This is a genomic window from Arcicella gelida (assembly GCF_034931025.1).
Classification (GTDB): Bacteria; Bacteroidota; Bacteroidia; order Cytophagales; family Spirosomataceae; genus Arcicella; species Arcicella gelida.
Genome location: NZ_JAYGIL010000019.1, coordinates 105,114 through 118,150, shown reverse-complemented (window position 1 = coordinate 118,150; position 13,037 = coordinate 105,114). Strand labels below are relative to the sequence as shown.

9 protein-coding genes are annotated in these 13,037 nt (G+C 34.8%); 8 read left to right on the top strand and 1 reads right to left on the bottom strand.

The genetic code is table 11. The features are described from left to right. Positions 1 to 68 precede the first annotated feature (68 nt). The gene (locus VB776_RS15325; RefSeq protein WP_323697622.1) at positions 69 to 1,025 is read right to left on the bottom strand and encodes a purple acid phosphatase family protein; all 957 of its coding nucleotides are present in this window, start codon (positions 1,023 to 1,025) and stop codon (positions 69 to 71) included. 196 nt (positions 1,026 to 1,221) lie between these two features. On the opposite strand from VB776_RS15325, the gene VB776_RS15320 reads away from it, so the two are divergent. From VB776_RS15320 to VB776_RS15285, 8 genes are all read left to right on the top strand, one after another. Next, positions 1,222 to 1,800, top strand: a complete 579-nt coding sequence (locus VB776_RS15320) for an RNA polymerase sigma-70 factor (protein WP_323697621.1) — start codon at positions 1,222 to 1,224, stop codon at positions 1,798 to 1,800. Between the two features lie 115 nt (positions 1,801 to 1,915). Next, entirely contained in the window at positions 1,916 to 2,809 is an 894-nt protein-coding gene (locus VB776_RS15315) for an Rpn family recombination-promoting nuclease/putative transposase (RefSeq protein WP_323697620.1), read from the top strand. Positions 2,810 to 3,072: 263 nt separating this feature from the next. Next, on the top strand, positions 3,073 to 4,050 hold the full coding sequence (locus tag VB776_RS15310) for a FecR family protein (RefSeq protein WP_323697618.1): 978 nt from the start codon (positions 3,073 to 3,075) through the stop codon (positions 4,048 to 4,050). Positions 4,051 to 4,158: 108 nt separating this feature from the next. Then, positions 4,159 to 7,197: a TonB-dependent receptor gene (locus VB776_RS15305; RefSeq protein WP_323697617.1), complete on the top strand. Its 3,039-nt coding sequence runs from the start codon at positions 4,159 to 4,161 to the stop codon at positions 7,195 to 7,197. Positions 7,198 to 7,254: 57 nt separating this feature from the next. Further along, the gene (locus VB776_RS15300) at positions 7,255 to 8,166 is read left to right on the top strand and encodes an AEC family transporter (protein ID WP_323697616.1); all 912 of its coding nucleotides are present in this window, start codon (positions 7,255 to 7,257) and stop codon (positions 8,164 to 8,166) included. A gap of 74 nt (positions 8,167 to 8,240) precedes the next feature. After that, positions 8,241 to 9,503 carry a cation:dicarboxylate symporter family transporter gene (locus VB776_RS15295; RefSeq protein WP_323697615.1) on the top strand — a complete coding sequence of 421 codons (1,263 nt, stop codon included), beginning with the start codon at positions 8,241 to 8,243 and terminating at the stop codon, positions 9,501 to 9,503. 216 nt (positions 9,504 to 9,719) lie between these two features. Next, positions 9,720 to 10,586 (top strand): aldose 1-epimerase family protein, encoded by an 867-nt coding sequence (locus VB776_RS15290; protein ID WP_323697614.1) that lies wholly within the window; start codon positions 9,720 to 9,722, stop codon positions 10,584 to 10,586. Positions 10,587 to 10,749: 163 nt separating this feature from the next. Beyond that, positions 10,750 to 13,023 carry an NADP-dependent malic enzyme gene (locus VB776_RS15285; protein WP_323697612.1) on the top strand — a complete coding sequence of 758 codons (2,274 nt, stop codon included), beginning with the start codon at positions 10,750 to 10,752 and terminating at the stop codon, positions 13,021 to 13,023. Positions 13,024 to 13,037 lie beyond the last annotated feature (14 nt).

Here is a 13,037-nt window from a genome sequence, read left to right as displayed (position 1 = left end):
ATCAAACATCAATTTTGAATAATTTGATACTAAATAAGCATGAGTCATTTTATACAATAAATATTTACTTATTTACTGAGTTCTGTATTGTAAACTACTTTCCCATCTTCAGTTACTACTTGTACATACAATTTGTTGGCAGTTGCTGAAAAAACCATAAATCCATAGTCTGAAAGGGCTAATTTACTAATTGGTAAAGTGCCAATTGGCGTTTTTTCAGAGGCTGAACCAGAGACGAAATAATGTGTTTTGCCTTCTGGTTTTAGATGTTGTAAATCGTGGTCGTGTCCACATAGATAGGCATCAACTTGGTGTTTATCTAAAACTGATTTTAATGAATTTCTAGTAGCACGAGTATCATAACTTTCTCTTCTCTTTTCTGTGGCAGTGTACAGCGGATGATGTCCAACGACAATTTTCCATTTGATAGAAGGAGAATCATTCGCAAGTGTTTTATTTAACCATTCTTTCTGAGCAGTACTATCTTGACCAATTACAGCTTTACTGTACTCGCCTTTATAAAATTCAGGAATTAAAGGATTGGTATCAATAAAAGCAATTAGTACTTGCTGATTGGGATCACCATTGATAGAAAATGTTTTCGAATAATAGCGAGCTGGCATTTTCCAACGACGACTAATTTTTGAATAAGCTACTTGTGCATCTGGATTTGACTTATAATCGTGATTTCCCAAGACTGGATACCAGTCCCATTGCAAAGAGAAATCAGTATAAATATCTTCAAAAGAGTATTTAAAAAGGGGGTCAAATTCGCTGATAACACCACTAGGATAAAAATTGTCGCCCGTAGCAATCACAAAGTCTGACTTAATTTTTGTAGCTACTTTTCCCATTTGTGCAGCTACAGGTTTTTGGTGGTCGGCACCGTTTCTACCCCAGTCGCCCATTACTAAAAAGTTTAAAGCATTTGGGTAATGCTTTACTTCTGTTTGTGCATCAGCAAAGCTATTGACAAAGAGCAAGGATATAAAACAAAAATTCTTGAGGATGTTCGTTGATTTCATTACGTAAAAATTAAACTTATGATTTTGTTTGACAATTTATGAATTGATATTTTAGAATATAAAGACATTGAACCTTCAAAACTAATGGTCTTTGTCAGTAATCTCTATTACACAAATGTTAATTCATTGGAATTGGATTAAAAATATTTTTACTTTGGCGGTTTCGTCCAAATATATATTTACTTTGTGCTAAACTATGCAAACAAAAATTTTTGATACAGATCAGGAAATACTTACATCACTTGCCGAAAGTGATGCAAGAGCTTTTGATTTTTTGTATCAAAAGTTTTTTACTAAACTTTATGCAGCGGCATATAAACGCCTTCAAAATCGAGAATTAACAGAAGAAGTACTACAAGAGTTGTTTATTTCTTTGTGGGAACGCAGGAAAATGTTAACTATCAATACAACCATTGAAGCATATTTGTTTACTTCTGTAAAGTATCTTGTAATAGCTCAATACAAGAAAAACAATTTGTTTGAGAAATACTCAAATAGTTTAGCCCCAGCCGAAGATTATAATTTTACAGAACAAATGGTTGCTTTTGATGAATTGAATGAAGCTTATCAAAAAGCATTACAATCTTTACCTGAAAGATGCAGAGAAGTATTTTTGCTGAAAAGAACAGGTTTATCACAAAGAGAAATTTCTGAACGCCTAGATATTTCAGAGAAAACAGTTGAGAATCAGATGACAAAAGCTTTAAAAATTTTGAGAGAAGTATTGAGCGATTATACGGCACTTTCTATTATATTGATACCTGTGCTACATTAATTATTCCCTCAAAAACTTCTTGGTTAAAGGAATGATACTTATTTTAGAGGTATTGTTGAAAATGTAGTTTCTCAATGAAAAGCAGATACATAGTTTTACACAAATATTTTAGAAAATGAGCCAGCTAAATAATCCTCACGACAAGTTTTTTAAAGAAACATTCTCTAGATTAGAAATCGTTCAAAGCTTCATTGAAGAAACCTTTCCTGTTGAAATCAGGGAGAAAATAAATCTTCCTAAGTTGAAGAAAACAAACTCATCTTTTACCGATGCTGATTTATCTGAACATTTAGCAGATATTGTTTATCAAACAGAATATGCTGGGCAACAAGCTTTAGTTTCTTTACTTTTTGAGCATAAATCTTATCCTGAAAAATATCCTCATTTACAGCTTTTGCGTTATATGAATAACGTATGGTTAGAAGAACAAAAGCAAAATAAACAATTATCTGTCGTTATCTCAACAGTTATTTATCATGGAGAGGCTCATTGGAAAAAACTTTCGATGATTGCTTATTTTGGTAATCCTCATGAAAGTCTCCATCAGTTTATTCCTCAATTTGATTATCTCTTGTTCTCTCTAAATGAAATTGAAGATTATCAGATTGAAAATTTTAAAAATGATTTATTAAGTGTGACAACAATGTTGATGAAACACAGTCGAGACAAATCGAATAACTTTTTGAATTTAGCTCCCTTCTTGGTTAATAAGCTAAATGCTTTGGATGCTGCCCATCAAGATGATTTTATTAAGACTACCTTTCGCTACATCGAAGAAGGCATTAGCTTGACACAGAATAAATTATCGCCTATATTTACAAAGGTTTCACAAAATGTAAACAATATTGCCATGACTATTGCAGATGAAATTAGAGAAGAAACTACTTTCAATAATATAAAAAGCTTGCTTCAGAATGGAGCTTCAATTGAATTAATTTCAAAATCTTTTGGTATATCAGTCCAAAAAATTGAAGAAATTATGAAGAAGTTGAAAAGTTCTTCTAATTAAACAATATTACCATTTCATTTTTTTGATTTTTATCTATTCAATAAGTAGAATAGATTTTCAAAAAATAGGAATCCCCTCAAAGTAAGACAATCCAATTCTTCAGTAAAATATACCTAAACAAGCTCAAAAGGCTTGTTTTTTTGTTTTTCTATCACAGATACATTCCATTTTATCTGTGATAGAAAAAATATTTTTAAAAATAATTTTATCAGCGTAGGGGAAAAATACGGTTCGTTTCACTTAGTATTTGAAAGCGAAAGAAAATGAGAATAAATAAAGAAATAATTGAACGTTATCTGAACAATGAGGCTTCGGAAGGAGAGATATTCTTTGTTGAAAGATGGTATGCTTCATTCGAAAATAATCCAGATGGACTAAGTGAATTAACCCAACTGGAACGTATTGAACTTGAAAATAAAATTAAAAAATCTATCCGTGATGAAATCAAGCGTCAGGAAAGATATACTCCTCCACGTTGGGTTTGGGCAATGGCAAGTATGGCTGCCATGTTAGTAATTGTTGCTGGACTTTCATTCTATTTCCTTCCGAACAATAATGAGAATATAAGTAAAATCAAATCTGATATTCCGATTTCAGATTGGGCAAAGTATGAAAACTCATCTGCTAAAATTTTAAAAGTAGTATTGCCAGACGGAAGCGTAGTTTTACTCCAACCTAAAACCCAATTGAGTTACAATCAGTCTGACAGAATTTATAGACAAGTAAACTTAAAAGGCGAAGCTTTTTTTGATGTAAAAAGAGATGAAAGCCGACCTTTTTTGATTTACTCTGGTAAAATGACTACTACCGTTTTAGGAACAAGTTTCAATGTAAAGGCATATCCAGCGATGGAAACATTTGAAGTATCGGTCGTTACGGGTAAAGTATCGGTAAAAAATGAAACTGAAAAAGAAGTAATTCTACTACCTAAACAACAAGTTGTATTGGAAACAAAAACCGATGAAATGCAAGTAAATGCTTTGCCACTCGACAAAACATTTTATTGGGAATTATCATCTCTACAATTTGACGATAATAATATGGAAGATGTTATTCAAAGAATTGAACAAAAATTTAATGTAAGTATCGATTTATCTCCTAAACTCCGAAACTGCCGTTTGAGCGGTAATTTTGAAAATGTACACCTCTCTACAATCCTTGAAATAATTTGTAGATCCATCGAAGCCGAGTATGTAATTGATGGGCAAAATATTTCGCTGAAAGGAAACGGATGTCCTTAATCTAACAAAAACATTTCTGTAAAACTCCTACTGCTCTCAAGTCAATTTGAGAGAGATGGAAAAATATGTCTCAAATAAATTAAAAACAATACTAAATTTAATTAACCGATGAAAAAACTTCTAGCTACAAAGCATTTAATGCTTACGATTATGAAAATTACAATTAGTCAATGTCTTTTATTTGCTATTTTTTCGGTGATTGCTTTGGGTTCTCCAAGCAAAGCACAACAGATTCTCAACAGAGAAGTATCTTTAAAACTCAATAATGTGAGCTTGAAGGTGATTTTGTTAGAAATAGAGAAACAGTCAGGAGTGCGTTTTGTGTATAGTAATAATTCCATTCATCTCGATAAAGAAGTAAGTCTTGAAGTAAATCGTGAGGCTCTCAATACAGTATTGCCTAAACTTCTTTTTCCCAATCAAATTCGTTATGAAGTAGTAGAGGAACAAATTATTTTGAAAAAAAACAAAGAGCAAGCAGTCGCTTTTCCCAGTGAAAAAGAAGGTGTTATTGAAGAAGAAAAAGCATCTGGGAAAGTCAGTAGTGAAAAAGGAGAGGCCTTAATTGGAGTAAGTATTTTGGTAAAAGGAACTTCAAGAGGAACTGTCAGCGATGCTGAAGGTAAATTTAGTATTGTAGCCAAAGACGGCGAAGTACTTGTGTTTTCTTTTATTGGATTCAAAAAGCAAGAGGTAACTGTAACATTGAAAGACGTAATACAAGTTGTTTTAAAAGAAGATAATGAACAATTGGGTGAAGTTGTAGTCATTGGTTCACGTTCTACGGTGGCTCGTACCAATGTAGAAAGACCGGTTCCTGTCGATGTAATCAGTGCGAAAGAATTGCAATCGACAGGGCAAACAGAACTATCACAACAAGTACAATTTATGTCGCCTTCATTCAATTCCGCAAAAAATGGTATCAATGGCGTTGCCAATTATGCCGACCCAGCTTCATTGAAAGGACTATCGCCCGACCAAATGTTGGTACTTATCGACGGTAAAAGACACCATCAGTTTGCGGCACTCAACAACAACGTGACAGTTGGAAAAGGAACAGTCGTGACAGATTTAAACGCAGTACCTTCTTTGGCTTTGGAAAGAATGGAAATTTTACGAGACGGTGCAGCCGCACAATACGGTTCTGATGCTATTGCGGGTATTGCCAATTTGGTTTTGAAAAAATCAGTAAATAATGGTTCTGCTCAAATTCAGTACGGCGTTACTGGCAAAGGTGATGGTGGAGGCTACACTGCGGCAGTTAATTACGGATTTTCATTAGGAAAAAAGGCTTCATTGAATATTACAGGAAGCTATCAAGATGTAAAAGGTACCGACCGTTCAGACCCTTATAATCCTCAGCCTGTAGCTGGTGGTACATATACTGGGATTTATACAAATGTTAAAGCAACAGATGTAGCTGCTTTAAAATCAAGAGGATATTGGGGCGATGGTACTTATGGCTCGTTCCGTCCAACGGCTTACGGAAGTAATGCTATGAAATCAGGACAAGTATTTTATAACCTAGATGTTCCACTAAAAATTGACTGGACTTTATATTCATTTGGTGGATTTTCTCAAAAAGATGTGTTTGCACGTGCTTTTCTTCGCACAGCTTTGCCGACTAGTGCTACCTCAAATGTAGATTTATACCCAGATGGTTATGTGCCAGAATTACCCGGTACTTCTGTCGATTACTCTTCTTTTGTGGGAATTAAACGTAAAACTTTTACGGGTTGGAATTGGGATTTTAGTACTGGTTATGGTAGAAACTACCTTGACCAGTCTGCCAAAAATTCATCCAATGCTTCAATGGGTGCATCTTCTCCAAAAGATTTTTATATTGGTAGAATCTCCTTTGGACAAAGTTTAACAGAAATAAATGCTTCAAAAACTATACTCGGCTTGTGGAATACAAAATCTGTAAACTTTGCTTTCGGAACACAATATCGTGTAGATAATTTTGCTTTAAGTGCTGGTGACGAAGCATCGTATTTGATTGGACCTTTGGCGGCTTCAAAAAATAAAACGCCTGGTTCGCAAGGAAGAGTTGGTATTGATAAAGCCGATGTGAAAAGTGTTAATCGTTCCAACATTGGTATTTATGCAGATGTAGAAAGCGATATTACCAATAGATTATTGATAGCAGCAGCTTTACGCTACGAAAACTACAGTGATTTTGGTAGTAATATTTCAGGTAAGTTGGCTTCAAGAATAAAAATCACTGAAGATTTTTCTATCAGAGGATCAATCAATAAAGGTTTTAGAGCACCTTTACTTCAACAAATTGCCAATGCCGCAACAACCTCAACAGTACAAAATGGGATTATTAGAAGTACCAAACAATTGCCATCTGATGAACCGAGATTGAAACAAATCGGTATAGAAGACCCAAAACCAGAAACCTCTTGGAATTATAATTTAGGGATTACGGCAAAAGTAGGCAATAATCTTTTACTAACGGTTGATGCCTATCAGATTGATATTACTGACAGAATTATCATCACTGAAAACTTGAATGTTAATAACATAACCGCTTTAAAAAACTTATTCCCTAATTTTCAAGAGATTACCTTTTTTACAAATGCTATTAATACTGGTACAAAAGGGATAGATGTAGTGGCATCATATAAAAATTCAATTAGTCCTAAAAGTAAATTTACAGCCAGCGTTGCGTTGACAGTAAATAAAACAGAAATTACTAAGATAAAAGCAACACCTGCTGCTTTACAACAAGATACTAAAACGCCAGTAGTTTTGATTGATACTGTAAGTAGAGCCCTGATTGAAACCAGTCAGCCACATACTAAAGTTTTGGTATCTTTAGGTTATCAAGTAGGTAAGTTAAGTGTCAATTTCAGAAGTTCATACTTTGGTGAAGTAACTGCTTGGGAAAAACCATCGGGACAAAATCATCGTAGTCAAACATTTGGAGGAAAAAATCTATTTGATGTTTCGGTAGTCTATAACATCAATAAATCGTTGAGTATTACTTTAGGCGGAAATAATATTACAAATGTATATCCCGACAAAGTACTGAGTAATTATGCTTCATATTCAAACGGACAAGTGCCTTATACTAGAAATGCCAATCAGTTTGGCTTCAATGGCGCATATTATTATGGTAGTCTAACGATTAGACTTTAAAAAAGTACCGATTTTTCATAATTTACTTACTGAGTACAACTAATAAATCTTTAAAATTTGACCAATTTATTATTATTGCTTATTTGCCTAGCCATTGGTGTATTCCTCAGAAAACTGAAAGGTTTTTCTGAGGATGCCCCAACAGTTTTAAACACCATTATTATTTATGTATGCTTGCCTGCCATCACACTGTTAAATACTACCGAAATACATTTTAGCCGTAATTTATTATTGCCGATTTTAATGCCTTACATCATTTATGTAGGTTCTTTTATATTTTTCAATTTGATAGCACCATTGATAAACATTGATGCAAATACCAAAGGAGCTTTGATTTTAACAGCAGGAATCAGTAGTGTTTCATTTGTGGGTTTCCCAATTTTTGAAGTACTTTTTGGCAAAGAAGGTTTACAAACTGGCATTTTGATGAGTCAAGCAGGTTCGTTCGTAGTTTGTGGAACGCTGGGGATTTTCACGGCATCTTATTACTCTTCGGCTGATTTTTCAATGAAAAATGTAGTGTTGAATATTTTTAAATTTCCTCCTTTTTTGACTTTTTGTGTAGCATTAATCTTAAATATTTCAAATTGGCATTTCCCTTTATGGAGTCAACAGATTTTAGATAAAATCGGGAGTCCTTTTAGTTTTCTAGCTTTACTTTCTATTGGTTTACAAATTAACTTTAGTAAGAGTCCGTTAGATTTTAAAGCACTTTGCTATGGTTTGTTTTATAAATTATTAATAGCACCGCTTTTAATTTTTATCATTTATATACTCATATTAGGCGAATATTCAGCTTTAGGTAAACTTTGTGTAATCGGGGCAACATTGGGTTCGATGAATACCGCCACAATTGTTGCCATTACTTACAAGCTAAATCCGAACTTAGCGACCCAAATGGTCAGTATAAGTATTCCCTTATCTTTATTGAATGTTGCTATTTGGTATGGACTAATGCTATATTTTTAATATCATTAACAAATTTTCTCAATGCTTGATTAAGTGTTTTACTTAGAAATCATTGCTAAACAATTCATAATTTCATGAAAAAACTATTTAGAAATTTAACTTTCTGGGTACTTACAGCCATTACTGCGGGCGTATTGTTAGGTCACTTCGCACCAGAGATTGCTTTGCAACCTATTTTAGAAAAATCCATAAAATTCAGTTTGTACCTTTCTGAATTTGAGATAAAAACCAGTTTTAGCGAATTCCTGAGCAGTATTTTTATCAGTATTGTAAAAATATTTATTTGTCCAATCATTTTTATTACGATTATGTTGGGCATTATTTCGATGGGCGATTTGAAAAAGGTGGGTAAAGTCGGTGCTAAATCATTGTTGTACTTCGAAGTCGTTACTACGCTCGCACTTTTTATCGGAATCATCATGGCAAATATCATTCGTCCAGGCGATGGTGTAGTTACTTCTGAAATAAAAGGTGGTGATATTTCTAAATATACAAAATCTGCGGAGGCATTTAGTTGGTTGAAATTTTTAATGGATAATGCTACGCTTCAAGTACTTATCTTGGCAATTATTTTAGGAGTAGTATTGAGTAATTATTCCAAACGAAACGAAATTGTAGCTTTCCTTCAACCTGTTTCCAAAAAAATATTTTGGGCTTTGCATAAAGTAATGCTTTTTGCTCCTGTGGGTGCTTTTGGAGGAATGGCTTTTACGATTGCCAAATACGGTGTTCACACACTTTTACCTTTGGGGAAATTGATGGTAACGGTGTATTGCACGATGGCAATTTTTATTTTTGTCGTGCTATATTTTATTTTGAGAATGTATAAAATCAATCTCTGGAAATTTTTAAAGTATATTCGTGAAGAACTTTTGATTGTACTTGGCACTTCATCGTCTGAGGCAGCTTTGCCTTCTTTGATGGAAAAACTTGAGAAAATGGGTTGTTCAAAATCGGTTGTTGGATTGGTTGTTCCTGCGGGATATTCTTTTAATTTAGACGGCACTACCATTTATTTATCAATGGCGGTGCTTTTTTTAGCACAAGTATTCAATGTTCATTTAGATTTGCAACAAATTCTGACAGTCATCGGAATTTTAATGGTTACTTCAAAAGGTGCGGCTGGTGTAACGGGAAGTGGTTTTATCGTACTAGCTTCTACTTTGACGGCGATAAAAGTAATACCAGTTGAGGGTTTGGCTTTGTTGTTGGGTGTTGATAGATTTATGTCGGAAGCAAGAGCCATTACCAATTTTATCGGAAATGGCGTGGCAACAATCTGGTTGGCGAACAATGAAGGAGAGTTCGACCGTGAACAAATGGAAAGAGTGCTTTGAGTGTTGAGTTTAGAATTTTGAGTGTTGAGTTTTCTAAGTGAGGAGTTGGGAGTTTTGAATGTGGAGTTTTTATAAAAACGTAGCGGCAATCCCTTGCGGTTGCCGATTCAGAGAATAATAAAATTACAGAACGGCAACCGCAAGGGATTGCTACTACGAAATATTTATTTTTAAGAAAATGAAATTATTAACTGACACAAAATATATTTTAAAATTATGCAAACTATTGAAAATCAATTTTTAAGAGTAAGTATTAATCCGCTTGGGGCAGAGTTGGTTAGTCTTTTTAACAAAGAAAATAATGCAGAATATATGTGGAATGCCGACCCTGCTTTTTGGGGTAAAAGTTCACCTGTACTCTTTCCAATTATTGGAGCTTTGAAGAATAATCAGTATTGCTATCAAGGAAAAACTTATACGCTTCCTCGACATGGCTTTGCTCGTGAAAGAGTATTTTCAGTAGAAACTCAAAGCGAATTAAGTATTACTCTTCTTCAAAAAGAAGATGAGGCGACTTTAAAAGTATTTCCTTTTGCTTTCGAGTTTCGTTTGATTTACACTTTAAATGAAAAAACACTTTCTGTTTCATATTCTGTAAAAAATACTGGAAACAATGAAATGTACTTTTCAGTAGGTGGACATCCCGCTTTTGCAGTGCCACTTTCAGATGATACTGTTTATGAAGATTATTATTTGGAATTCAATCAAACCGAAGATTTTCCCCGTTGGGAATTGGCGGATGGCGGTTTAATCAAGAACGAAGCCACAACATTCTTAGAAAATACCAATCGCTTGCCTTTGACCAAAGAATTATTTTATCAAGATGCTCTTGTTTTTAAACATCAAAAATCAACAGCTATCGTTTTAAAAAGTGATAAAGTATCCTCACAATTGACTTTTACTTTTGAAAATTTCCCTTTTTTAGGTATCTGGGCAGCCCCTAATGCTAATTTTGTTTGTCTTGAACCATGGTGTGGCATTGCCGATAGCGAAAATCATACACAAGAGTTAACAGAAAAAGAAGGTATTGAAGTTTTAGCTTCAGACCAAATATTCTTGCGTACTTGGTCTGTATCGCTTTAATAATATTTTATGTTGAAATATTTCGACGATGGTTTTTCGATTCGGAGAACCATCTTTGTTTTTTGGTCAGTGCCTAATCCTTCACGATTTCCTTAGCTTATCAAATACTCGTAGCGTATTTTTGCTCACAGTTTTGAAAATAAACATTATTGTACCAATCATTATGAGTCAATCTTCGATTAGAAAACAAGATGCTTTAGATTATCATTCTAAAGGTCGTCCGGGCAAAATTGCCGTAATTCCCACCAAAGAAACAGAAACGCAAAGAGACCTTTCTCTCGCATATTCTCCGGGCGTAGCAGAACCATGTTTAGCCATTGCTGCCAACCGTGAAGACGTTTATAAATATACGGCAAAAGGTAATTTAGTAGCCGTAATTTCAAATGGAACGGCTGTTTTAGGGCTTGGGAATATTGGTGCGGAGGCTTCAAAACCTGTAATGGAAGGAAAAGGCGTTTTGTTTAAAATATTCGCTGACATTGATGTTTTTGATATTGAATTAAATACCGAAGACCCCGAAGAAATTATTCGTACTGTCAAGATTTTAGAACCAACTTTTGGAGGTGTAAACCTTGAAGATATTAAATCGCCAGAGTGTTTTGAAATTGAGGAAAGATTAAGAAAAGACCTTAATATTCCCATCATGCACGATGATCAACATGGAACTGCCATCATTTCGGCAGCGGCTTTGTTGAATGCTTTGGAAATTGTAGGAAAACGCATCGAAGAATGTAAATTCACGATTTCAGGTGCGGGTGCTGCGGCTCTTTCTTGTGCGAAATTATACTTAGGTTTAGGAGCGAAAGTAGAGAATATATTGATGTTCGATAAAGACGGTTTAGTTTCAAAACAACGTACAGACCTCAATAAATATGTTCAGCCATTTGCTACTGAACGCACAGATATTCATAACCTAAGCGAAGCAATGGTTGGAGCAGATGTATTTCTTGGTTTATCGGTTGGTAATATTGTTTCTCAACAAATGATAAAATCAATGGCAAAAGATGCTATTGTTTTTGCGATGGCAAATCCAACGCCTGAGATTTCTTATGAAGATGCCGTTGCAGCTCGTGAAGATATTATCATGGCGACTGGTCGCTCGGATTATCCCAACCAAGTAAATAATGTATTGGGTTTTCCGTATATTTTCAGAGGAGCATTGGATGTGCGTGCTACTGAAATTGACGAAACCATGAAATTGGCTGCCGCTAAAGCTTTAGCAAACTTAGCCAAAAAACCAGTGCCAGACATTGTAAACTTGGCTTATAACGAAAAGAATCTTTCTTTCGGAAGAAACTATATTATTCCTAAACCAGTTGACCCACGTTTAATTACTACCGTAGCTCCAGCAGTGGCACGTGCGGCAATGGAAGCAGGTTTGGCACAAAAACCTATTACCGATTGGGACGCTTATGAATTAGAACTAAGCAAACGTTTGGGCTTGGATAATCAATTGATGAAGTATATTTTCAACAAAGCAAAACGCTCACCTAAGCGTGTGGTATTTGCTGATGCTGAAAATCTGAAAGTATTAAAATCTGTTCAGCAGTCGAAAGATGAAGGTATTTGTGTGCCGATATTGTTGGGAGATAAAGATAAAATCAGAAGAATTATTCGAGAGAATAATCTGGATTTGCACGAAGTTCAAATCATTGATACACGTGCTCCAGAAACAATTGAGCGATTGAAAGAATATGGTGACATTTTCTTCAACAAAAGAAAACGTAAAGGTTATAACCAGTATGAAGCCCACAAACAAATGCAAGTACGCAGTTACTTCGCTTCGATGATGGTTGAAACGGGCGATGCTGACTGTGTGATTTCTGGTCTTACTCGTAATTATCCAGATGCAATTCGTCCAGCTTTGCAGATTATTGGTCGTGAAGATGGTGTGAAGAAAGTAGCGGGTATGTACATACTTCTTACTAAAAAAGGTCCAGTGTTTTTCTCAGATACAACGGTGAATTTCAACCCAAGCGTTGAAGACATTGTTGAAATCACAGAACTAACCGCCAAAGCCGTTGAACGTTTCAACTTGAAACCAAGAATTGCTTTGTTGACCTACTCAAACTTTGGCACTGCCAACGGAGAAGATGCCGTAAAAATGCGTGAAGCGACGGCTATTTTACAGAAAAAGCATCCAGAAATGATTGTAGAAGGGGAGATGCAAGCACACTTAGCCTTTGATAATGAATTGATTAAAGAAAATTATCCATTCTCTAAATTAGCTGAAGAAGGAGCAAATACTTTAATTTTCCCTAACCTTTCTGCTGCCAATATTGCCTATAACTTATTGAAAGAAACGAGTGATATTGAGTACATCGGTCCAATCCTTTTAGGATTACGCAAACCTGTACACGTATTACAATTAGGTTCATCAGTACGTGAAATCGTAAACATGGTAGCCATTGCGGTGGTAGAAGCACAGGGGAAATAAGTATTTATTCTCAG

What these genes read in the sequence shown, in the direction of transcription:
- VB776_RS15325 (WP_323697622.1), bottom strand. Translation starts at nt 1,025, where the DNA reads ATGAAATCAACGAACATCCTCAAGAATTTTTGTTTTATATCCTTGCTC.
- VB776_RS15320 (WP_323697621.1), top strand. Translation starts at nt 1,222, where the DNA reads ATGCAAACAAAAATTTTTGATACAGATCAGGAAATACTTACATCACTT.
- VB776_RS15315 (WP_323697620.1), top strand. Translation starts at nt 1,916, where the DNA reads ATGAGCCAGCTAAATAATCCTCACGACAAGTTTTTTAAAGAAACATTC.
- VB776_RS15310 (WP_323697618.1), top strand. Translation starts at nt 3,073, where the DNA reads ATGAGAATAAATAAAGAAATAATTGAACGTTATCTGAACAATGAGGCT.
- VB776_RS15305 (WP_323697617.1), top strand. Translation starts at nt 4,159, where the DNA reads ATGAAAAAACTTCTAGCTACAAAGCATTTAATGCTTACGATTATGAAA.
- VB776_RS15295 (WP_323697615.1), top strand. Translation starts at nt 8,241, where the DNA reads ATGAAAAAACTATTTAGAAATTTAACTTTCTGGGTACTTACAGCCATT.
- VB776_RS15290 (WP_323697614.1), top strand. Translation starts at nt 9,720, where the DNA reads ATGCAAACTATTGAAAATCAATTTTTAAGAGTAAGTATTAATCCGCTT.
- VB776_RS15285 (WP_323697612.1), top strand. Translation starts at nt 10,750, where the DNA reads ATGAGTCAATCTTCGATTAGAAAACAAGATGCTTTAGATTATCATTCT.